General features: G+C 69.5%; 22 protein-coding genes. 17 read left to right on the forward strand and 5 right to left on the reverse strand.

Annotated elements, in window-relative coordinates; translation table 11 throughout:
* Positions 1-17: 17 nt before the first annotated feature.
* The 3 genes from SSMG_RS07345 to SSMG_RS07355 are packed head-to-tail and all read left to right on the forward strand — an operon-like array spanning position 18 to position 3,566.
* Positions 18-1,058 carry a sugar ABC transporter substrate-binding protein gene (locus SSMG_RS07345; RefSeq protein ID WP_009074249.1) on the forward strand — a complete coding sequence of 347 codons (1,041 nt, stop codon included), beginning with the start codon at positions 18-20 and terminating at the stop codon, positions 1,056-1,058.
* On the forward strand, positions 1,055-2,557 hold the full coding sequence (locus SSMG_RS07350) for a sugar ABC transporter ATP-binding protein (protein WP_009074251.1): 1,503 nt from the start codon (positions 1,055-1,057) through the stop codon (positions 2,555-2,557). The genes SSMG_RS07345 and SSMG_RS07350 overlap by 4 nt, the downstream gene beginning before the upstream one ends.
* A complete protein-coding gene (locus tag SSMG_RS07355; RefSeq protein ID WP_009074252.1) occupies positions 2,550-3,566 on the forward strand; it encodes an ABC transporter permease in 1,017 nt (338 codons plus the stop codon). The genes SSMG_RS07350 and SSMG_RS07355 overlap by 8 nt, the downstream gene beginning before the upstream one ends.
* Positions 3,567-4,800: 1,234 nt before the next feature.
* Here SSMG_RS07355 and SSMG_RS07360 read toward each other — a convergent pair.
* Entirely contained in the window at positions 4,801-5,517 is a 717-nt protein-coding gene (locus SSMG_RS07360) for a FadR/GntR family transcriptional regulator (protein ID WP_037712878.1), read from the reverse strand.
* Positions 5,518-5,591: 74 nt separating this feature from the next.
* Here SSMG_RS07360 and SSMG_RS07365 point away from each other — a divergent pair, with 74 nt between their 5' ends.
* The 3 genes from SSMG_RS07365 to SSMG_RS07375 are packed head-to-tail and all read left to right on the forward strand — an operon-like array spanning position 5,592 to position 7,734.
* Positions 5,592-5,924, forward strand: a complete 333-nt coding sequence (locus SSMG_RS07365) for an L-rhamnose mutarotase (RefSeq protein ID WP_009074258.1) — start codon at positions 5,592-5,594, stop codon at positions 5,922-5,924.
* Positions 5,925-5,926: 2 nt separating this feature from the next.
* On the forward strand, positions 5,927-6,895 hold the full coding sequence (locus SSMG_RS07370) for an aldo/keto reductase (protein WP_353611744.1): 969 nt from the start codon (positions 5,927-5,929) through the stop codon (positions 6,893-6,895).
* The gene (locus tag SSMG_RS07375) at positions 6,892-7,734 is read left to right on the forward strand and encodes an amidohydrolase (RefSeq protein WP_009074262.1); all 843 of its coding nucleotides are present in this window, start codon (positions 6,892-6,894) and stop codon (positions 7,732-7,734) included. Before SSMG_RS07370 ends, SSMG_RS07375 begins: the two co-directional genes overlap by 4 nt.
* Positions 7,735-7,818: 84 nt before the next feature.
* Here the strand turns inward: SSMG_RS07375 and shbA are convergent, their stop codons facing one another.
* Both shbA and SSMG_RS46020 read right to left on the reverse strand, forming a co-directional pair.
* Positions 7,819-8,475: an RNA polymerase sigma factor ShbA gene (gene shbA / locus SSMG_RS07380; RefSeq protein WP_037712881.1), complete on the reverse strand. Its 657-nt coding sequence runs from the start codon at positions 8,473-8,475 to the stop codon at positions 7,819-7,821.
* Between the two features lie 326 nt (positions 8,476-8,801).
* Positions 8,802-9,695, reverse strand: a complete 894-nt coding sequence (locus SSMG_RS46020; RefSeq protein ID WP_199785829.1) for a GtrA family protein — start codon at positions 9,693-9,695, stop codon at positions 8,802-8,804.
* A 149-nt stretch (positions 9,696-9,844) separates the two neighbouring features.
* Between SSMG_RS46020 and SSMG_RS45270 the strand changes: the two genes are divergently transcribed.
* Both SSMG_RS45270 and SSMG_RS07390 read left to right on the forward strand, forming a co-directional pair.
* Positions 9,845-10,174: a hypothetical protein gene (locus SSMG_RS45270; RefSeq protein WP_158687999.1), complete on the forward strand. Its 330-nt coding sequence runs from the start codon at positions 9,845-9,847 to the stop codon at positions 10,172-10,174.
* A 144-nt stretch (positions 10,175-10,318) separates the two neighbouring features.
* On the forward strand, positions 10,319-10,624 hold the full coding sequence (locus tag SSMG_RS07390; RefSeq protein ID WP_009074268.1) for a hypothetical protein: 306 nt from the start codon (positions 10,319-10,321) through the stop codon (positions 10,622-10,624).
* Positions 10,625-10,836: 212 nt separating this feature from the next.
* Here SSMG_RS07390 and SSMG_RS07395 read toward each other — a convergent pair whose 3' ends face one another.
* Together SSMG_RS07395 and SSMG_RS07400 are read right to left on the reverse strand one after the other, a co-directional pair.
* Entirely contained in the window at positions 10,837-11,964 is a 1,128-nt protein-coding gene (locus SSMG_RS07395; RefSeq protein ID WP_009074270.1) for a glycerate kinase, read from the reverse strand.
* Positions 11,961-12,908, reverse strand: a complete 948-nt coding sequence (locus SSMG_RS07400; protein ID WP_037712883.1) for a D-glycerate dehydrogenase — start codon at positions 12,906-12,908, stop codon at positions 11,961-11,963. The genes SSMG_RS07395 and SSMG_RS07400 overlap by 4 nt, the downstream gene beginning before the upstream one ends.
* A gap of 431 nt (positions 12,909-13,339) precedes the next feature.
* Here SSMG_RS07400 and SSMG_RS07405 point away from each other — a divergent pair, with 431 nt between their 5' ends.
* From SSMG_RS07405 to SSMG_RS07445, 9 genes are read left to right on the forward strand one after another with little or no spacing between them, the layout of a single operon-like run.
* Positions 13,340-14,149: a CoA transferase subunit A gene (locus tag SSMG_RS07405; protein ID WP_037712884.1), complete on the forward strand. Its 810-nt coding sequence runs from the start codon at positions 13,340-13,342 to the stop codon at positions 14,147-14,149.
* Entirely contained in the window at positions 14,146-14,901 is a 756-nt protein-coding gene (locus SSMG_RS07410) for a CoA-transferase subunit beta (protein WP_009074276.1), read from the forward strand. Before SSMG_RS07405 ends, SSMG_RS07410 begins: the two co-directional genes overlap by 4 nt.
* The gene (locus SSMG_RS07415) at positions 14,898-16,079 is read left to right on the forward strand and encodes a thiolase family protein (RefSeq protein WP_009074278.1); all 1,182 of its coding nucleotides are present in this window, start codon (positions 14,898-14,900) and stop codon (positions 16,077-16,079) included. The genes SSMG_RS07410 and SSMG_RS07415 overlap by 4 nt, the downstream gene beginning before the upstream one ends.
* Positions 16,080-16,118: 39 nt before the next feature.
* Positions 16,119-16,829, forward strand: coding sequence for a protocatechuate 3,4-dioxygenase subunit beta (gene pcaH, locus SSMG_RS07420; protein ID WP_286157031.1), 711 nt, complete (start codon positions 16,119-16,121; stop codon positions 16,827-16,829).
* Complete coding sequence (gene pcaG / locus SSMG_RS07425) at positions 16,826-17,377, forward strand: protocatechuate 3,4-dioxygenase subunit alpha (RefSeq protein ID WP_009074282.1); 552 nt, start codon at positions 16,826-16,828, stop codon at positions 17,375-17,377. The genes pcaH and pcaG overlap by 4 nt, the downstream gene beginning before the upstream one ends.
* Before the next feature lie 30 nt (positions 17,378-17,407).
* Positions 17,408-18,187 (forward strand): 3-oxoadipate enol-lactonase, encoded by a 780-nt coding sequence (gene pcaD / locus SSMG_RS07430; RefSeq protein WP_037712886.1) that lies wholly within the window; start codon positions 17,408-17,410, stop codon positions 18,185-18,187.
* On the forward strand, positions 18,184-18,585 hold the full coding sequence (pcaC, locus tag SSMG_RS46715) for a 4-carboxymuconolactone decarboxylase (RefSeq protein WP_009074285.1): 402 nt from the start codon (positions 18,184-18,186) through the stop codon (positions 18,583-18,585). The genes pcaD and pcaC overlap by 4 nt, the downstream gene beginning before the upstream one ends.
* Before the next feature lie 10 nt (positions 18,586-18,595).
* Positions 18,596-19,402, forward strand: coding sequence for an IclR family transcriptional regulator C-terminal domain-containing protein (locus SSMG_RS07440; protein WP_009074287.1), 807 nt, complete (start codon positions 18,596-18,598; stop codon positions 19,400-19,402).
* Positions 19,403-19,411: 9 nt separating this feature from the next.
* Positions 19,412-20,002 (forward strand): NTP transferase domain-containing protein, encoded by a 591-nt coding sequence (locus tag SSMG_RS07445; protein WP_009074291.1) that lies wholly within the window; start codon positions 19,412-19,414, stop codon positions 20,000-20,002.
* Positions 20,003-20,064 lie beyond the last annotated feature (62 nt).

Genomic DNA, 20,064 nt, shown 5'->3' on the forward strand with positions numbered 1-20,064 from the left:
TCATCAAGGAGGATGCGGTGCGTACGAAGGTGATCCGGCTGGCCGCCGCGGTGGCCGCCTGCGGTTTGGTGCTCGGTGCGTGCGGGTCCACTAAGGACAAACCGGCGGCCGCGGCCAGCGGCGGCGGCACCGGCAAAGTGGGGGCGACGCTGCCCCTGCTGACCTCGCCGTTCTGGCAGGCCTACAACAAATACGTGCCGCAGATGGCCAAGGAGCAGGGCCTCGACGCGCTGCCCACGGTGAACGCCGACAGCGATCCGGCGAAGCTCATCACCGACATCGGCACGCTGCTCAGCCAGGGCGTGAAGGGGCTCGTCGTCACGCCGCTCGACTCGGCCGCGGTCGTCGCCGGGCTGAAGCAGGCCGAAAACAAGGGCGTTCCGGTGGTCGCGGTGGACGTCGCGCCGGAAAGCGGCAAGGTCGCGATGGTGGTGCGCGCGGACAACAAGGCGTACGGGACCAAGGCGTGCGAGGAAATCGGCAAGCGCGTGAAGAGCGGCAAGGTCGTGCAGGTGATGGGCGACCTCGCGTCGGTCAACGGCCGCGACCGGTCGGCGGCGTTCCGCGAGTGCATGAAGCAGAAGTACCCGGACGTCAAGGTGCTCGAGGTCGCCGCCGAGTGGAAGGCGGACAAGGCGTCGTCCGGTTTGGACAGCCTGCTGACCGCGAACCCGGACATCAAGGGCGTGTACATGCAGGCGGGCGGCGTCTACCTCGCGCCGACCGAACAGGCGCTCAAGCGCAAGAACCTGTTCTTCCCGGTCGGCGACCCGAAGCACGTGGTGCTGGTGAGCAACGACGGCATCCCGCAGGAACTCGCCGCGATCCGCAACGGCGAACTGGACGCGACGGTTTCGCAGCCCGCCGACGCCTACGCCAAGTACGGCATGTACTGGCTCAAGAAGGCGATGGCGGGCGAGACGTTCAAGCCCGGCCCGACCGACCACGACTCCACGATCGTCGAGATCAGCCCCGGCATCCTGGAAGACCAGCTGCCCGCGCCGGTCGTGACCAAGGACAACGTGGACGACAAAGCGTTGTGGGGTAACAACCTGTGAGCGCGCCGGTAGTGCAGGCGGACGGCGTCGGGAAGCGGTACGGGCCCACCGTCGCGCTGCACGACGTCAGCCTCACCGTGCGGCCCGGCGAGTCGCACGCGCTCGTCGGCCGCAACGGGGCGGGCAAGTCCACGCTGGTGTCCATCCTCACTGGACTGTCCGAAACGGACACCGGCAGCGTTTCCTTCGGCGGTGTACCGGCACCTTCCTTGTCCAAACAGGACGACTGGAAGGCGCGCGTCGCGTGCGTGTACCAGCACGCGATGGTCGTGCCGCAGCTGACGGTCGCGGAGAATCTGTTCCTGAACCGGCAGGCCCAGGGCGACTTCGCGATCGGCTGGAAGAAACTGCGCCGCCAGGCGCGAGAACTGTTGGACTCGTGGGACGTACAGGTCGATGTGGACACTCCGGCGGGCGATCTGTCCGTTGAGGACCGGCAGTTCGTCGAGATCGCTCGTGCGCTGAGTTACGGTGCCCGGTTCATCGTGCTGGACGAACCGACCGCGCAGCTGGACAGCCAGGCCATCGAGCGGCTTTTCGAGCGCATGCGGCAGATGCAGGAGAACGGCGTCACCTTCCTGTTCATTTCGCATCACCTGCACGAGGTTTACGAGGTGTGCCAAGCGGTTACCGTCCTGCGCGACGCTCGGCACGTGCTCACCGCGCCCGTGGAGGAGGTCAGCCGCGCGGCGCTGGTTGACGCGATGACAGGGGAGCAGGGCGGCCTGGCTGTGCGTGACGCAGCCACCCGCGACCCGCTCGCGGTGGACGCCGAAGAGGTGCTCGCCGTCGACGACTTGTCCGGCGACGGCTTCCACGACGTCTCCCTGCGAGTACACCGCGGCGAGGTCGTCGGGCTCGCGGGAAGCAACGCGAGCGGCAAACACCAGGTGGCCGAGACGGTCTACGGCCTGCGCAAACCCACCTCGGGAACCGTTGCGGTGGACGGAAAACGCCTGCCGGCCGGCGACATTCCCGCGGCTCTGCGCGCAGGCATCGGCTGCGTCCCCCGGGACCGGCACCACGAGGGCCTCGTGCTGGAACACTCCATTATGGACAACGCGACCCTGTCCGTGCTCGACCGGATGGGCCCCGGCGGCCTGGCGTCGCCGAAGGTACGCCGCGAACGCGGATCGCGCGCGTTGACCGACTACGACATCGTGGCGGCGAGCCCGGACCAGCCGGTTTCGGATCTGTCCGGCGGGAACCAGCAGAAAGTCGTGCTCGCGAGGGCACTGGAGAGCGACCCGCGCGTGGTGGTGCTGATCAATCCCACCGCCGGGGTGGATGTGAAGTCGAAGGAGGCCCTGCTCGCGGTCGTGGACCGGGTGCGGGCCGAGGGGAAGGCGGTGCTGCTCGTGAGCGACGAGCTGGACGACCTGCGCCTGGCCGACCGGGTGCTGGTCCTGCGCGCCGGCGAGGTGGCCGCCGTTCACCAGGCCGGCTGGTCCGACGGGGACCTGGTGGCGGATATCGAAGGAGTCGGGCTCCATGACTGACCTGATGAGCGACCCGCAGACGGCGCTGCCCGCGGTGCGCCCGAAGCGCCGGAAGTCGGCGTGGCTGCGCGAACTGGCGCTGCTGCCCGCGCTCGTGGTGGTGTTCGTGATCGGCGGGCTGATCAGCGACACGTTCTTCACCTTCGACAACATCATCAGCATTCTGTCCGCGGCGGCCGCGCTGTCGCTGGTCGTGCTGGGCGAATCGCTGGTGCTGCTGACCGGCAAGTTCGACCTGTCGCTGGAATCCACGATGGGCATCGCCCCCGCGATCGGCGCGATGCTGGTCATCCCCGCGGCGTCCTCCGGCTTCGGCACCGAATGGCCCTCGGCGCTCGGCCTGGTGGCGATCCCGGTGGTGGGCGCCTTGATCGGCTTCGTGAACGGCTTCCTGATCGTGAAGCTGAAGCTGAACGCGTTCATCGTGACCCTCGCGATGCTGACGGTCCTGCGCGGAACCCAGATCGGCACGACGAACGGCAAGACGCTGTTCGACCAGCTGGACGCGTTCACCGCCTTGGCGACAACGACGTTCGCCGGCCTGCCGATGTCAGTCTGGCTCGCGGCGGTGCTCTTCGTGGTGTTCGGGCTGGGCCTGCGCTACCACCGAGTCGGCCGCTCGCTGTACGCAATCGGCGGCAACCGCGAAGCCGCCCGGGCCGCGGGCATCCGGGTGGACCGAATCTCGTGGGTGGTCTTCGTGGTGGCCGGAGTCCTGGCTGCCATCGGCGGCCTGGCCTACACCGGCTACGTCGGCGCCCTGGGCGCCGACCAGGGCGACGGCTTGATCCTGCAGGTCTTCGCCGCGGCAGTCATCGGCGGCGTCTCCCTGGACGGCGGACGAGGCACGCTGGTCGGCGCGCTGACCGGGGTGCTGCTGCTGCAGTCGGTGGACAGCCTGCTGCGCATCGCCCAGGTCCCCGCGGAATGGCTCAAGGCGATTTACGGGGGGATTATTTTGATCGCCTTGATCATCAGCCGGTACGCCGGCGGAAAGCCCCAGACCTGATCGGTGGAGTTTCGGTGATCATCCGACCTTCTGTGCGCACGGGTTCGGGCTGGGGCTCGGGCGGGTTGACGGTCGGCCGGTGGACTGGCGGGGTTGCTCCGGGCGGCTTGGTCGGCCGATGGGTTGGCCCTGGTGGCCCTGGTGGGTCGTGGGCTGGTGCGGTGATTGGCCCGTCGGCTGGCGTGGTTGGTCCGGGTGGGTCGCGGGCCGGAGCGGTGGCTGGCCGATCGGCTGGTGCGGTCGGCTTGGGTGAGTCGTGGGCTGGTGCGGTGGTTGGCTGGTGGGCTGGCGTGGTTGGTCCGGGTGGGTTGTGGGCTGGCGCGGTCGGTCTGGACGGCTCGGTGTCCGATCCAGTGGATGCCATCGTGAGGAGGTCCGTGAAGAGCCCCGTCATCCCGCCAGCCTGCGGACGCGCGCTCTACGCTTCCACCGAGCGCGTGCGACGGGTCCTTTCGCCTCTCCGGGCGCGGCACTCGACGGCCCCCTCCGCACGATCGACGCGAAAGTCCCCCTCGCTCCAGCTATGTGCGAGGTGCGGGTCCCTTCGCTTCGAACGTCATGACGTGAAGGGCCCCTTCGCTCCAACCGGGCGGGCGCCAAAGTCCCTGTCCCGCCGATCGAGCGCCAGCGAGGGGCCCCTTCACTCCGATCACCAAGGAATGAGGGGACCCCTCACCACAACAAGTTCAGGAACCGTCGCGGCTGTCCGTTCAGGGCTGCCGTCGGTGTCGGTTCGGGGACAGTCGTGGTTGGCCGTTCGGGGGCTGCTGCCGGTGTCTGTTGGGGGACGGTCGCGGGTGTCCGTTCAGGGGCTGCCGTCGGTGTCGGTTCGGGGACAGTCGTGATTGTCCGCTCAGGAGCTGCTGCCGGTGTCTGTTGGGGGACGGTCGCGGGTGTCCGTTCAGGGGCTGCCGTCGCTGTCGGTTCGGAGACAGTCGTGATTGTCCGCTCAGGAGCTGCTGCCGGTGTCTGTTGGGGGACGGTCGCGGGTGTCCGTTCAGGGGCTGCCGTCGCTGTCGGTTCGGAGACAGTCGTGGTTGGCCGTTCAGGGGCTGCTGCCGGTATCCGTTCGGGGACGGTCGTGGTCGCCCGTTCAGGAACCGCGGCCGCTGTCCGCACAGAGTCCGCTGCCGATGTCCGCTCAGCAACCGTCGCGACTGCCCCCTGTGGGGCCGCCGCCGCGGTCCGGTCAGGGTCCGCCGTCGGTGTCCGCTTGGGAAGCGGCGTTGTTCAGTCAGGAGGCGGCGGGTTCGGCCTCATCGCCAGGCGCGTCGTCTTCAACCAGGGTGCTTCGCAGCCACTGCTCCACTCCGGCGACGTGCACCGTCGCCCACGAGCGGGCCAGTTCTGGTTCCCGCGCGGCGATCGCGTCGTAGATCGCGGCGTGTTGTTCCCTGGTTCGGGCCACCGCGCCTTCCTGGGTGAGGCCGCGCCAGATCCGGGCTCGCGCGGTCGGGCCGGAGAGGCTATCGAGCAGCGAGCACAGCACCGGATTGCCCGAGCCGTCCGCGATTTTGCGGTGGAACTGCAGGTCGTTGGCCACGAGCGCTTCGACGGTCGGCGATTCCTCCAGTTCGCCGAGCAGCGCGCCGAGTTCGGCGACGTCCTCGTCGCGCATGTGCAGCGCCGCCATCGCGGTGGCCGCTGGCTCCAGAATCCGCCGCACGGCAAGGAAATCGAGCACGGTGTCGTCGCGGTGGAAGTCGACGACGAAGGTCATCGCGTCGAGCAGCAGGTTCGGTTCCAGGCTGGTGACGTACGTGCCGTCGCCCTGGCGGACGTCCAGCACCCGGATCAGGCACAGCGCCTTCACCGCTTCCCTCAGCGAACTGCGGGAAAGCCCCAGCCGCTGCGCGAGCTCGGCCTCCTTGGGGAGCCGGTCGCCCGGGGCCAGCTCGCCCGAAATGATCATGTCCTTGATCTTGTCGATCGCGACATCGGTGACGGGCATCGGGACCGCCCTCCCTGCAGAGACCTCGGATGTTTACCCCCTACAGCGTGCCACGACTCCCGTCAGGAGGAACGATGACCCACGGCCCGGCGCCGCAAACGGTCGCCTTGCGCACCCGGCTCAAGCCCGGAACGGAGAAAATCTACGAGGAGGTGCACGCGGTGATCCCGCAGGACCTGGACGCCGCCCTGCGCCGCGCCGGCGTGCGGTCGTGGCGGATCTGGCGCGACGGTCTCGACCTGTTCCACTTCGTCGAGGTCGACGATTTCGAGCAAATGCGCGCGAAGCTCGCCGACGACCCGGCCGACATCGCGTGGCAGAAACGGATCAACGAACTGCTTGATCCCGACCATGCCGACGTCGCGCACGGCCTCGGGTTGGTATGGCAACTCCCGGCGGAGGCGTGACCGTGGACCTTCCTCCGCTGGGTCTCGGCGGCGCGCAGCTGGGCAACCTCTACCACGCGGTGCCGGACGAAACCGCCGCGGCGAGCGTGCGGCGGGCGTGGGACGAGGGGATCCGTTATTTCGACACCGCGCCGCACTACGGGCTCGGGCTGTCCGAACGTCGGCTCGGCGCTGCGCTGGCGGCGTATCCACGCGACGAATATGTCTTGTCCACAAAAGTCGGCCGAGTGCTGGAACCGCGCGCGGCGGCTCCCGGAGAACGCGACGACCAGGGCTTCGACGTCCCCGCGACTTACCGGCGCCGGTGGGATTTCAGCCGCGACGGGGTGTTGCGATCGCTGGAATCGAGCCTGAACTGGCTGGGTCTCGACCGCATCGATCTCGTGTACGTGCACGATCCGGACGATCATTTCGAAGAAGCGGTTTCGGGCGCGTTTCCGGCGTTGCTGGAGTTGCGGGAGCAGGGTGTCGTGCGGGCGATCGGAGCCGGGATGAACCAGGCGCCGATGCTGGCGGAATTCGTGCGCCGGTTCGATCTCGACCACGTCCTGATGGCCGGCCGCTACACCCTCCTGAACCAGCCGGCGTTGGACGAGCTGTTGCCGCTGTGCGTCGAACGCGGCGTCGGCGTGGTGGCGGGCGGGGTGTTCAACGGTGGAATCCTCGCCACTGAACAACCCGGTGCTATTTACGACTACGCGGCCGCGCCCGCGGAGCTCGTGGAAAAGGCGCAGAAGATCGCGGAAATCTGTGCGCGACACGGTGTTTCACTTCCCGAGGCCGCGCTCGCGTTGCCGCGCACGCATCCAGCGGTGGTGTCGGTGGTCGTCGGTGCGCACGACGCCGAACAGGTGTCGCTGAACGTTCGCCGGGCAGCGGCGAATATCCCGGCCGTACTGTGGGACGACCTCGCCGACGCCGGACTGTTGCGGTCGGCCGCCCGCCCCGTCGTGTCCGGAGGAGCCCAGTGATCGATTCGCATCACCACTTGTGGGATCCCGCGCGCCGCGAGTACCCGTGGATGTCCGGCGAAGCGCTGGCACCGATCCGCAAGCCGTACACCGTCGACGACCTGCGCACGGTGACCACCGCGGCGGGCGTCCACGCCACCGTGCTGGTGCAGACCGTCTCGGACGAGGCGGAAACCGAGGAATTCCTCGCCACGGCCGCGTCCGAACCGCTGGTGGCCGGCGTCGTCGGCTGGGTCGACCTCGCCGCCCCGGACGTGGCCGACCGGCTCGCGCGGCTGCGCGAACTGGGCCCGCTGGTCGGCATCCGGCACCAGGTCGAGGACGAACCGGACCCGGATTGGCTGCTGCGTCCGGAAATCCTGCGCGGCCTGACCGCGGTCGGCGCCGCGGGCCTGGTCTACGACCTGCTCGTGGCACCGGCGCAGCTCGCGGCTGCCCGGCAGGTCGCCGAACGCTTGCCGGACCTGCGGCTGGTCCTCGACCACGCCGCGAAACCTGGCATCGCAGCAGGCGAATGGCAGCCGTGGGCGGGCGGCGTGGCGTCGCTGGCCGCGCACGACAACGTGCACTGCAAGCTGTCCGGCTTGGTGACGGAAGCCGACTGGCGCGAATGGCAGGTGGGCCATCTGCGCCGCTACGCAGACCACGTTTTCGAGTCGTTCGGCGCGAACAGGGTCATGTTCGGCTCCGACTGGCCAGTGTGCGAACTGGCGGCAGCATACGAAGTCGTACTGGACGCGGCGGTGTCGCTGACCGGTGTGCTGAGCGACCCGGAACGGCTGGAGGTCTTCGAGCGCACGACGGCACGGGTATATGAGCTGAAAAATACGGCGGGTTAACTCCAGAATGCCGTGCGTGACGGAGCCTGTCGACCTATTTGGCGTTCCGCGGCGGTCTTCCAGCCGTTCGAGTGACGGAACGGCTCAGAAGTCCTGGCCCTGCACCATCTCGCGGAGCTTGGACAGCGCCCGGTGCTGCGTGACGCGGACGTTGCCGGCCGAAATGCCCAGCGTTTCCGCCGTCTCGTTCGCGCTGAGGCCGACGACGATGCGCAGCGCCAGGATCTCTTGCTGGAGCGGGGCGAGGCGGGTGAGCAGTTCCTGCAGGCGGCTGCCGAGGTCGAGGCGCAGCGCGTGCGTTTCCGGCTCGTTGCCGCCGGAAAGCGGATGCTCCGGAAGTTCGGGCACCGGCTCGGACCGGTCGCGCGCGACGGCCCGGTAGGCGTCGGCGACCTTGTTGGCCGCGATCGCGTGCACGAGGTAGAGGAAGGAACCGCCGCGGTCCTGGTAGTCGGGAAGGGCCTTGAGGACAGCCATGCAGACGTCCTGCGCGACGTCGTCGGCGGCGAGGTAGGAAAGGTCGCGGCCCCCCATCCGGGCCCGGCAGTAGCGGGCGACGACGGGCCGGAGCACGTGGAGCAGGTCGGCGATCGCGGCTTGATCGCCCTGGCCCGCGGCGCGTACGAGCGGGTCGAGGTCTTCCTTGGTCAGGCGTCCGCCGGACCGGGGCAGCGTCGCAGGGCTCACGTAGCCCGCTACGCCGGACACCGCGGTTCGGGACGTCTTTGACGGTGCTGTCATGGTCGTCTCCCCGGCAACCCTGCGACCGTCGCTTGTCTTGGGGTCAACACTCTGTGATGTTGCGGTCGCAAGTACTCCGACCGAACGGGGGGAGCACTGCGATCGTTGCGACGCTCCGTAACCTTAAGCGGCCGGAGGCCGACCGTCCACATTTCAACTACGAATACCCCGTTAGCAGCAGTGGTCTTGACACAAACGAGACCAGCCGACGCACAGTACGAATCCCGCCTCGCAGCATGTGCGGATGTCCGATTTCGTTCGTCACGAAGAGTGATAGAAGGGTAGCGCAACAGAGAGTGGTCGCACTGCGGGTAGAACGGGTTCCACTACTGTTGGTGATCTTGTAGGGCGTCCGTTCGCCGAGTCCGGGCGAACACCCACCACCGCAGAACAGCGAACCGGACGACCCCGCCGACGAAACTCGCCGCGAGAAGCGCGGCGGTTTGCTGCCCGGCGGAGGGTGTTTCGACAAGGGCATCGAGCGCTGCGAGAACGACCGATCCGTAGCCCGCGTAGAAGGCGAACGTGACGAGGTCCTGGAGGTGCCGCTTGCCCGCGCGGCCGCTCCGGTCGGCGAAAGTGACGCGCCGGTGGAACTCGGTGTTGCCGACCGTCGTGATCGCGAGCGCGGCGAGGTTCGCCCATTGCGCGCCGATTTCCGGGCGGAAGGCGAGGAAGAGGACGGCCTGCAGGCCGGTGGTGACGACCCCGGCGGCCAAGTACCAGGCAGCATGACCGCCCATCTCGCGACGGCGGGTGCCGCGGTCTTCGCGGTGGTCTGGCCGATTATCGGCGACGCTTTGATGCGCTGGGGGCGTGGTGAGGCTGGCGGCGGGCTGGTCGTGGGCGGGCTCGGCTGGCAGGTCTGTCGCCGCTCGTGACTGACGGCTGGCTTCTGCGGTGGCGGCGGACTTGGGCGGCAGGAGGTTGGTGCCTTTCGCCGGAGGACCGGCTTCGTTCGGATTTGCCGCTGAGTGGCGACGGGCGTTCTCCACACGGAGGTCGGCGTCGGAATCCAGGGGGTCGCGGCGGGGGTCGATCTCGTCGGCCAGTGCGGGCAGGCCGTGGTCGGCGGCCTCGGCGGAGCTGGGGGAGCGGCGGTCCGAAGGCTCGTCGAGCGTGCGCGATTCCGGAAATCGGTCATCGACGAGGGAATCGCTGGTTTTGCGCCGGGGACGGAGCCCGATCCGGCCGCGCGGCTTCCACCTGGTGGTGGTCATACGTCCGACGCTAACTCCGCTTTGCCCGCTGATGCCCTGGCCGGCCGCAGGAAAGCCTGTGATTCCGGTGACAGCCGTTCGGCCCGTTTCACTCGAGAGCGTCTCGGGTAGCTCACCACGAACAATCCGGACTTTCGGGGGAGGTGCCCGTGAGCGATCTCGGTGACGACACTCTCCGCGAGAGTCAAACACCCGATGCGGACGGTTCTCGCGTCCGCGCGTCCGGCTTCGGGGGCGCAGCTTCCGGCGAGGTTCGGGAAAGCCAACGGGCGGGCGACGAGCCCGAAGTCCGGCCGCCGGTGAGCGGCGAGTCCGGCGAGGGCACAGCCAAGGCTGACCTGGCACGCGATGCCGGGCCGGGGCCGCTGGACTCGGCTGGCGCTGACTGGCCCCCGGTGCCCGGACAGGGCGAACGGGTCGATCACGGCGGCTGCACGGTCGCCGACGCGATCCGGACGGCCATGGCCCGAAGATCCTGATCTCAAACGTATTTGTGACAGGTTCCACCGCCGCGGCAAACGGGCGCGCGCTCACACTGCGCGACCGTGGTGCCGCCTTTAGCGTGACAAACCACCCTGCAACCGACCGCGCGCATCCGACTGCGACGAAGGGAAGGCCGAAAGATGCTGACCGTTACCGAAGCCGCCGCCGAGGCGATCACCGCGTTGACCGCTGAACAAGGCAGCGACTCCGAGAAGAGCGGCCTGCGCTTCGCGCTGCAGAGCATGGAAGGCGACGGTGCCCAGCTGGCGCTGTCGGTAGCCCCGGCCCCGGAGGACGGCGACCGCATCGTCGGCGCCGACGGCGGGGCGAAGGTCTTCCTCGAGCCGCAGGCTGCGGCATTGCTCGACGACAAGGTCCTAGACGTTCAGCAGGACGATACCGGCGACGTCGCCTTCGCCGTCCTGCCCCAGCAGCAGTCCGCCTGACGGGCTGCCCAAGCAAGCGCCCGGCCACGGGGTTCGCGCGACGGTGTCCGTCCGCTGACCCCGTGCGCCGTTCGCTGGTGCCTTCGGACTTTCAGGCCCGGCGAGTTGATTGATGGCCGATTCTGGGTTGCGCTGCCGCCCAAGACGCGGGTTGTCCAGACCACGGGATGGCTGCGTCGAGTGCCCCCGCAGTTGAACGCGGGGGCGTTCTGCTACCTGGTGCGCAGCCAGTCCTGCACGAGGACTCCGGCTCGTTCGCGCAGCAGTTCCGCTGCGTGGGAGCGGGCGTAGTCCAGCGACGGCGCGTGGTCGATCAGCGCGCTGCTGCCCACGACTCCCAAACCGGCCAGCGCGTCCGCGTCCAGCTGGATTCGTCCGGCGAGCACCAGCAGCGGGACGCCCGTTCGCCCGGCGCGGGCCGCGATGCCTGCCGGGGCTTTGCCGGACAGCGATTGTTCGTCCAGCGAGCCTTCGCCAGTGATCACCAAGTCCGCACCGCTCAACGCGGCGTCGACGCCGGTCAACGCGGCGATCAGGTCGAAGCCGGACTCGACGGTCGCGCCGAACGCCGCGATCGCTCCTGCTGCGACACCTCCGCCGGCCCCGGCTCCGGGAACGTCGGAGACGTCGCGCGCACCAGCCTGCACAAGCACCTTGGCCCAGTGCGACAGTGCTTCGTCGAGCACGTGGACGTCTTCTGGCGCAGCACCTTTTTGCGGGCCGAACACCGCCGCCGCCCCATTCGCGCCGAGCAGCGGATTGGTCACGTCCGTCGCGACCGCGACCGGTACCGCGCCCAGCCGTTCCCGAACCGGGCTGAGGTCGACCCGCGCGACGTGTGACAGCGAGCCGCCGCCGAGACCGACAGGTGCACCGGACGCGTCGACGACCTCGGCACCGAGCGCGGCCAACATCCCGGCACCGCCGTCGGTGCTCGCGGTGCCGCCGACGGTCAACACGAGCCGCCGCGCTCCACGGGCGAGGGCGTCGCTCAACAACTCGCCGACGCCCCACGTGTGTGCGGCCAGCGCGACTTCCCGGCTCGGCGTCACGAACTCGATCCCGCACGCTCGCGCCGATTCGACGTACGCCGTGCCGTCGAGCAGCACGTACCGCGCGTCGACCGGTTCGGCGAGCGGGCCGCGCACTGACAACCGCACCATGGATCCGCCCGCGTTCTCGAGCACCTCCAGCGTTCCTTCGCCGCCGTCGGCGACAGGGCACGCGGAGATCTCGGCGTCCGGCAACGCATCGCGCACGCCGTGCGCGATCGCTTCGGTCGCCTCGACCGCGGTCAGGCTTCCTTTGAACTTGTCCGGTGCGATCACGACCCGGGTCATCGGCTCACCTCCGTGAGCGGTTCGCCGCCTGCGAGCACCGAGACGACATTGCGTGCGGCTAGCACCGCCATGGCCGTCCGCGTTTCCACCGTCGCCGATCCGAGGTGCGGCGTCAGCACCACGTCGTCGCGGTCCAGCAACCGAGGCTCGACCTCCGGCTCGTTCTCGAACACGTCCAGCGCCGCGCCCGCGATCTCACCGGCTTCGAGCGCGTCGGCCAGCGCCGACTCGTCGACCACCGGACCACGCGTGGTGTTCACCAGGTACGCACTCGGTTTCATCGCCCGCAGCGCGTCCGCGCCGACGAGGTGCCGGGTCTCGGGAGTCAGCGGACAGTGCAGCGACACGAAGTCCGAACGCCGCAGCAGTTCGCCGAACGACACGAACTCGCCGGCGAAGTCCGGTTTCGCCGACCGTCCGGAGTAGACGACCCGCATCCCGAACGCCGCCGCCCGCTTCGCCACCGCGCGGCCGATCTGCCCGAGCCCGACGATGCCGAGCGTCTTGCCCTGCAGTCCGGAGCCGAGCAGGAAGCCGAGGTGGAACGACCACGGCTGCCGTGCGCGCAGCAACCGCTCGCCTTCGCCGAGCCGCCGCGAAACGGCCAGCAGCAACCCGAACGCGAGATCCGCGGTGGCGTCGGTGAGCACGCCTGGCGTGTTGGCGACGACGACCCCGCGTTCGGCCAGTGCACTGACCTCCACGTTGTCGTAGCCCACCGCGACGTTCGCGACGACCTTCAGTCCGGGACCCGCCGCGTCCGCGACTGAGCCGTCGATCCGGTCGTGCAGCATCGACACCACCGCGGCCGATCCGGCGACGAACTTCCGCAGTTCCTCGGGCGTGAGCGGCCGGTCCTCGGGCGAGATTTCGACTTCGCCTGCCTCGCCGAGAACCTGCACGGCCTCGTCCGGGATCCAGCGGGTGACAGCGATCTTCGGCATGCTGAGCAGCCTAATGCCGACCGTGCCGCCCGAGCGAGGTTCGCGGCGCGCTCACCGCCGGACACCCGCCTGAGCTGCGACGGAGCGTCCAACCGCGACAGAACGCCACTCGCTTCGGCAGTGCCCGAATTCCGCATTGCGGTACCACGCAACGAAATTCCGGTCTGCCTCCGACTGTGCCGCCCTGTGTCGCCGCGAAACCCGTTCGCCGACTCCTAGCGCACCGTGTTGTCTTATCGCATCACCTCACTTCCTTCGAAGCCCAAAACCTTGCGTTGCCTTGTGCCGTCTCTCCGGATGCCCGCTTCACCTTTTGGCACTCCCGCGGGCGGCCGGACCGTGCTATGTTCATATGTAGAACTTCTGTGCGCTATGCGAACAAGCTAGCACGGAACGCCGGAAACAGGAAGATCCAGACGGAAGGGCTCGTGATGGCAAGGGTGCTGTCGCTCGGCGAGGCGGTCGCCGAGCTGGTGCACGACGGAGACACCGTCGCTCTCGAGGGCTTCACGCACCTCATCCCCGTGGCGGCCGGGCACGAGATCATCCGTCAGGGCAGGCGGAACCTCACGCTCGTGCGCATGACGCCGGACATCGTCTACGACCAGCTCATCGGCGCGGGCTGTGCGAGCAAGCTGATCTTCTCGTGGGGCGGCAACCCCGGGGTCGGCTCGCTGCACCGGTTCCGCGACGCCGTGCAGCACTCGTGGCCGGCGCCGCTGGAGATCGAGGAGCACAGCCACGCGGGCATGGCGAACCGTTATGTCGCAGGCGCTTCCGGACTGCCGTTCGCGGTTTTGCGCGGCTACACCGGCACCGACCTGCCCGCGCAGACGGACACGATCAAGCCGATCACCTGCCCGTTCACCGGCGAGCAGCTGACCGCGGTGCCGGCGCTGAACCCGGACGTCACGATCGTGCACGCGCAGCGCGCCGACCGGGCGGGCAACGTCCAGCTGTGGGGCATCGCGGGCGTGCAGAAGGAAGCGGTGCTCGCGGCCAAGCGGTCGCTGGTCACCGTCGAAGAGGTCGTCGACGAGCTGGAGCCTCGCCCGGGGGCGCTGGTCCTTCCGTCCTGGGCGGTCACCGCGGTGGCCGAGGTGCCGCGCGGCGCGGCTCCCTCGTACGCCGCCGGCTACTACGAGCGGGACAACGCGGCCTACCAGGCGTGGGACGAGATCGGGCGGGACCGCGAGGAATTCGCCAAGTGGCTGAACGACCTGACCGGGGTGAAGGCATGAGCGAGTACACCGCTGACGAGATGATGAGCATCGCCGCGGCCCGCGCGCTCGGCGAGGGCATGTCGTGCTTCGTCGGGATCGGATTGCCCAGCACCGCGGCGAACCTGGCCCGGCGCACGCACGCCCCGAACCTCACGCTGATCTACGAATCGGGTTGTCTCGGCGCGAAACCCACCAGGTTGCCGCTGTCGATCGGCGACGGCGAGCTGGCCGACACCGCCGACGCCGTGGTCAGCGTGCCCGAGGTGTTCAACTACTGGCTGCAGCCCGGCCGGATCGACGTCGGGTTCCTCGGTGCGGCGCAGCTCGACAAGTTCGGCAATATCAACACCACGGTCATCGGCTCCGACTACCACGATCCGAAGGTGCGCCTGCCCGGTGCGGGCGGGGCGCCGGAGATCGCGGCGTCCTGCAAGGAAGTCTTCGTCGTGCTGCGGCAGAGCAAGCGGACGTTCGTGGACAAGGTCGACTTCGTGACGTCGTTCGGCCACGGCTCCGGGCGCGGCGACCGCGAACGGCTGGGCCTGCGCGGCGCCGGGCCGACGCTCGTGGTCACCGACCTCGGCCTGATGCGGCCCGACCCGGAAACCGCGGAGCTCACGCTCACCGAACTGCACCCCGGGGTCGAGCTGGACCAGGTCGTGGAAGCCACGGGGTGGACACTGAAGACGGCCGCGGACCTCAAGACCACCCCCGCGCCCACCGAACGCGAACTGACCCTGCTCCGCGAACTGAAGAAGGCCGGCGAATGAGCGACGCATACGTACTCGACGCGATCCGCACTCCCTTCGGGCGCTACGGCGGCGCTCTCTCCGGAGTGCGTCCCGACGACCTGGCCGCGGGCGTCCTGCGCGCCCTTGCCGAACGCAACGGGCTCGATCCGTCCACAGTGGACGAAGTAGTGCTCGGCGACGCCAACGGGGCGGGCGAGGACAACCGCAACGTGGCACGGATGGCCGCGCTCCTCGCCGGCTGGCCGACGTCGGTGCCCGGCGCGACGGTGAACCGGCTGTGCGGGTCCGGCGTCGAGGCGACGATGCAGGCGAGCCGGGCGATCCAGGTCGGCGACGCATCGCTGGTGGTCGCGGGCGGCGTCGAATCGATGAGCCGCTCGCCGCTGGTGATGCCGAAGCCGGAGAAGGCTTTCCCGGCCGGCAACCAGACGCTGTACAACACGGCGCTGGGCTGGCGGATGGTCAACCCGGCGATGCCGTCGCAGTGGACCGTTTCCCTCGGGGAGTCCACCGAACTGCTCGCCGAGCGTTACGGCATCGGCCGGGACGAGCAGGACGCGTTCGCCGCGCGCAGCCACGTGAACGCCGCGCGGGCGTGGGACGAGGGCTTCTACGACGACCACGTGGTTCCGGTCGAAGGCGTCGAGCTGACCCGGGACGAGGGCATCCGGCCGGACTCCTCGCCGGAAAAGCTCGCGAAGCTGAAAACAGTGTTCCGCAAGGAAAACGGCACCGTCACGGCAGGCAACGCGTCGCCGCTGAACGACGGCGCGTCGGCGTTGCTGCTCGGCGACGAGGCCGCGGCCGAGCGGCTCGGCAAGACGCCGCTGGCCCGGATCGCCGGCCGCGGCGCCGCCGGGGTCGACCCGGACGTGTTCGGCATCGGCCCGGTGCGCGCGGCGGAGATCGCCCTCGAACGAGCGGGCATCGGCTGGGACGACCTCGCCGCCGTGGAGCTCAACGAGGCGTTCGCGGCGCAATCGCTGGCCTGCCTGAAAGAATGGTCGAAGCTGGACCCGGAGATCGTCAACGTCAACGGCGGGGCCATCGCGATCGGGCACCCGCTCGGCGCGTCCGGCGGCCGGATCATCGGCACGCTGGCGCATCAGCTCCGCCGCACCGGCGGTCGCTGGGGCCTCGCGGCGATCTGCATCGGCGTCGGCCAGGGTCTCGCTGTCGTGCTCGAGAATCGCTGAGAAAGGGGAGGCATCGTGGCCACACCGACCGAGCGGCGCCTGCCGCAGTACCGGCCTGATCCGGACGGCACCCACGCGCCGCTCGACTACGCGCCGTACCGCTCCACCGCGCTGCGGCATCCGAAGCAGCCGTTGGTCCTGCTGCCGCAGATGCTCACCGAGGTCACCGGTCCGCTGCTCGGGCCGGGACGGCTCGGCGAGTTCGACAACGACCTCACGCGCCAGCACGCGGGCGAGCCGCAGGGCCAGCGGATCATCGTCACCGGCAGGCTTCTCGACGGCGACGGGCGGCCGATCCGCAACTCGCTCGTCGAGATCTGGCAGGCCAACGCGGGCGGCCGCTACCGGCACACCGGCGACCGCTGGCCGTCCCCGCTCGACCCGAACTTCGACGGGCTCGGCCGCACGCTGACCGACGACGACGGGCGCTACGAGTTCACCACCATCAAGCCCGGCGCCTACCCGTGGAAGAACCACGACAACGCCTGGCGTCCCGCGCACATCCACTTCTCGGTGTTCGGTTCGGCGTTCACCCAGCGGCTCGTCACCCAGATGTACTTCCCGGACGACCCGCTGTTCTCGCAGGACCCGATCTTCAACTCCATCCCGGACGAGAAGGCGCGGCAGCGGATGATCTCCCGGTTCGACCTCGAGCGCACCGAGGAGCAATGGGCGCTGGCGTTCCAGTTCGACATCGTGGTGCGCGGGCGCGAACAGTCGGTGTTCGAGGACGAGGAGGAGGACGAGTGAGGCTGGAAGGCACGCCTTCGCAGACCGTCGGGCCGTACCTGTCCATCGGGCTGCCGTGGGACGACGGGCCGTTCGTGGTCCCGGAGGGCACCGAAGGCGCGGTGTGGATCCGCGGCGGGGTGTACGACGGCGCGGGCAACCCGGTTCCGGACGCGATGATCGAGACGTGGCAGGCCGACCCGGACGGCGGGTTCGACCACCCCGACGACCCGCGCGGCAAACCCGCCGCTCCGTTCCGCGGCTTCGGCCGGTGTCCCACCGACGAACAAGGCCAGTACCGGATTCTCACGGTGCTACCCGGAATCGTGCCGGACACGTCCGGGGCTCCGCAGGCGCGGCACATCGACGTGTCGGTGTTCGCTCGCGGGCTGCTGAACCGGGTCGTCACGCGCATTTACTTCGAGGACCAGGACAACGCCGGCGACGCGGTGCTGGCGAGCGTGCCCGAGGAACGACGGGATACGTTGCTGGCCAAGAAGGACGGCGACGGCTACCGGTTCGACGTGCGTTTGCAAGGCGAAGGCGAGACGGTGTTCTTCGCGGTCTGACCGGCCGTGTCCATTGTGGAGGTTCAGAACGTGAGCAGTGTCCGGGTGCACCGGGTCGTCGAAGGCCCGGAGACGGGTCCGGTGGTGGTGCTGTCCAACTCGATCGGCAGCGACCACCGGATGTGGGAGCCGCAGGTCGCGCCGTTGACCGAACGCGGATTCCGTGTGGTCCGGTACGACACGCGCGGCCACGGGTCCTCGCCGGTGCCGCCGGGGCCGTACGACCTGGCCGACCTGGGCGGCGACGTGCTGGGGCTGCTCGACGACCTCGGCGTCGAACGCGCGCACTTCGTCGGCCTGTCGCTCGGCGGCATGACCGGGATGTGGCTCGGCGTGCACGCCGCGGAGCGGTTGTCGAGCCTCACGTTGTGCTGCACGTCTGCGCGGCTCGGGCCGCCGGAGATGTGGGTCGATCGCGCACGCCTCGTGCGGGCCGAGGGCACCGAGGCGGTCGCGGAAGCCGGCGTCGGGCGCTGGGTCACGCCGGCCTACGCACAGGCGCATCCGGATCAGGTCGCCTACCTGCGCGAGATGATCGCGGCGCAGCCGGACGAGGGATACGCCGGATGCTGCGAGGTGATCGAGCGGATGGACCTCACCGGGGACCTGCCGAAAATCGCCGTTCCGACGCTGGTGATCGCCGGTGCCGACGACCCGTCGACGCCCGTCGAGCCGCACGGGAAGGCCATCGCCGAAGGGATTCCCGGCGCCCGGCTCGAGATCGTCGCCTCCGCCGCGCACCTGGGCAACTACGAACAGCCGGGCGAATTCACCCGGCTGATCCTCGAGCGGATCACGGAGGAACAGTGACCGGAGACCGCTACGAGGCGGGCATGCGAGTGCGCCGCGAGGTGCTCGGCGACGAGCACGTCGACCGGGCGGTCGCGCGGACCACTGAGTTCAGCAAGCCGTTCCAGGAGTACATCACCGAAGCGGCGTGGGGTTCGGTGTGGACTCGCGACGGTCTCGACCGGCGGACCCGCAGCTGCATCACGCTGGCCGCGCTCACCGCGCTGCACTGCCACGACGAGCTGGCGATGCACGTCCGCGCGGCGGTGCGCAACGGGCTCACCGCGGACGAGATCCGCGAAGTCCTGCTGCACACCGGCGTGTACGCGGGGGTGCCGGCGGCGAACACGGCGATCGGGATCGCCCAGCGGGTGCTCGCGGAGCTGGGAGAGCCCACCGCTCAGCCGCCGGCCGGATAGGGTTCGCCGCATGGACTCCGACGACCAGGCCGAACGCGGTGCGCACCACGTGCAGTCGCTGGAGCGCGGGCTGGCGGTGATCAAAGCGTTCAGCGCCGAGGCCCCGCATCCGACGCTGAGCGACGTCGCACGCATCACCGGGCTGACCCGTGCGGCCGCGCGCCGGTTCCTGCTGACGCTCGTGGACCTCGGCTACGTCCGCACCGACGGCAAGTACTTCTCGCTCACCGCGCGCGTGCTGGAACTCGGCTACGCGTATCTGTCCAGCCTCAGCCTGGCCGAGATCGCGCAGCCGCACCTGGAGCGGCTGTCGGCGCAGGTGCACGAGTCGAGTTCGGTGTCGGTGCTGGAGATCGCCGACATCGTGTACGTCGCGCGCGTCGCGGTGTCGCGGATCATGACGGTGAGCATCAACGTCGGCACCCGGTTCCCCGCGCACGCCACGTCGATGGGGCACGTGCTGCTCGCCGACATGGACCGGACCGAACTCAACGCCTACTTCATCGTCGCCGACCTCGACCGGCTGACCCCGCACACGCTCACCCACCGCACCGCGCTCGAAGCCGAGCTGGTCAAGGTCCGGGAACAGGGCTGGGCGATGGTCGACCAGGAGCTCGAAGAAGGCCTGCGTTCGGTCGCCGCGCCGATCCGCAACCGGGCGGGGCGCGCGGTCGCCGCGGTCAACATCTCGACGCACGCGAGCCGGACTCCCGTGGAGACGGTCCGAACCCAGTTCGTCCCGCCGTTGCTCGAGACCGCGGCCGCGATTTCGGCGGAGCTCGCCGCGGTCGCGCCCGGGCGAGCGGTCCAGGGCTGAGGAGCGCCGATGCCGGAACCGGTTGCCGGACTGCTGCTCGCCGCCGGCGCGGGGAGGCGGTTCGGCGGGCCCAAAGCGCTGGTCGAGTACGACGGGGAGCCGCTGGTTCAGCGCGCGGTCCGGAATCTGGCCGAGGCCGGATGCGCGTCGGTGCGGGTGGTGGTCGGAGCGGCGGCTGAGCAGGTCCGGGAACTGCTGCCGCCGGACGTGACTGCCGTGCCCGCGGCGCGGTGGCAGGACGGGATGGGGGAGTCGCTCAAAGCCGGGCTCGAATCGCTCGCGGGGGAGTCGGCGGTGGCGGTCCTCGTGCACCTGGTGGATCTGCCGTGGGTGCCCGCCGAAGCGCTCGCGCGGATCGTCGGGGAGGCTTCCGAGGACGCGGTCGTTCGGGCTTCCTACCAGGGGGTTCCGGGGCATCCGGTGTTGTTCGGGCGGCGCTGGTGGGGCGAGATCGCGGAGTCGGCGAGCGGCGACCACGGGGCGCGGGACTGGTTGCGCGGACGCGCGGACGTGCGGCTTGTCGAGTGCGGGGATCTCGGGAGCGGCAGTGATGTCGATCGGCCTGGGGATTTGGCTGGGCCTGGTGCCGAGCGGCGATGAAGGTGGGCGGCTTCGTAGACGAGGGAGGTTCGGCGAAGGACTTGCCTTGTCAGGGGCTGTGT

Source organism: Streptomyces sp. AA4, assembly GCF_000158875.1.
Classification (GTDB): domain Bacteria; phylum Actinomycetota; class Actinomycetes; order Mycobacteriales; family Pseudonocardiaceae; genus Amycolatopsis.

Coding starts and splice junctions, on each gene's coding strand:
- SSMG_RS07365 (WP_009074258.1), top strand. CDS start 5,592: ATGACCCACGGCCCGGCGCCGCAAACGGTCGCCTTGCGCACCCGGCTC.
- SSMG_RS07445 (WP_009074291.1), top strand. CDS start 19,412: ATGCCGGAACCGGTTGCCGGACTGCTGCTCGCCGCCGGCGCGGGGAGG.
- SSMG_RS07415 (WP_009074278.1), top strand. CDS start 14,898: ATGAGCGACGCATACGTACTCGACGCGATCCGCACTCCCTTCGGGCGC.
- shbA (WP_037712881.1), bottom strand. CDS start 8,475: ATGACAGCACCGTCAAAGACGTCCCGAACCGCGGTGTCCGGCGTAGCG.
- SSMG_RS07440 (WP_009074287.1), top strand. CDS start 18,596: ATGGACTCCGACGACCAGGCCGAACGCGGTGCGCACCACGTGCAGTCG.
- SSMG_RS46020 (WP_199785829.1), bottom strand. CDS start 9,695: ATGACCACCACCAGGTGGAAGCCGCGCGGCCGGATCGGGCTCCGTCCC.
- SSMG_RS07395 (WP_009074270.1), bottom strand. CDS start 11,964: ATGACCCGGGTCGTGATCGCACCGGACAAGTTCAAAGGAAGCCTGACC.
- SSMG_RS07355 (WP_009074252.1), top strand. CDS start 2,550: ATGACTGACCTGATGAGCGACCCGCAGACGGCGCTGCCCGCGGTGCGC.
- SSMG_RS07390 (WP_009074268.1), top strand. CDS start 10,319: ATGCTGACCGTTACCGAAGCCGCCGCCGAGGCGATCACCGCGTTGACC.
- SSMG_RS07360 (WP_037712878.1), bottom strand. CDS start 5,517: ATGCCCGTCACCGATGTCGCGATCGACAAGATCAAGGACATGATCATT.
- SSMG_RS07410 (WP_009074276.1), top strand. CDS start 14,146: ATGAGCGAGTACACCGCTGACGAGATGATGAGCATCGCCGCGGCCCGC.
- SSMG_RS07400 (WP_037712883.1), bottom strand. CDS start 12,908: ATGCCGAAGATCGCTGTCACCCGCTGGATCCCGGACGAGGCCGTGCAG.
- SSMG_RS07405 (WP_037712884.1), top strand. CDS start 13,340: ATGGCAAGGGTGCTGTCGCTCGGCGAGGCGGTCGCCGAGCTGGTGCAC.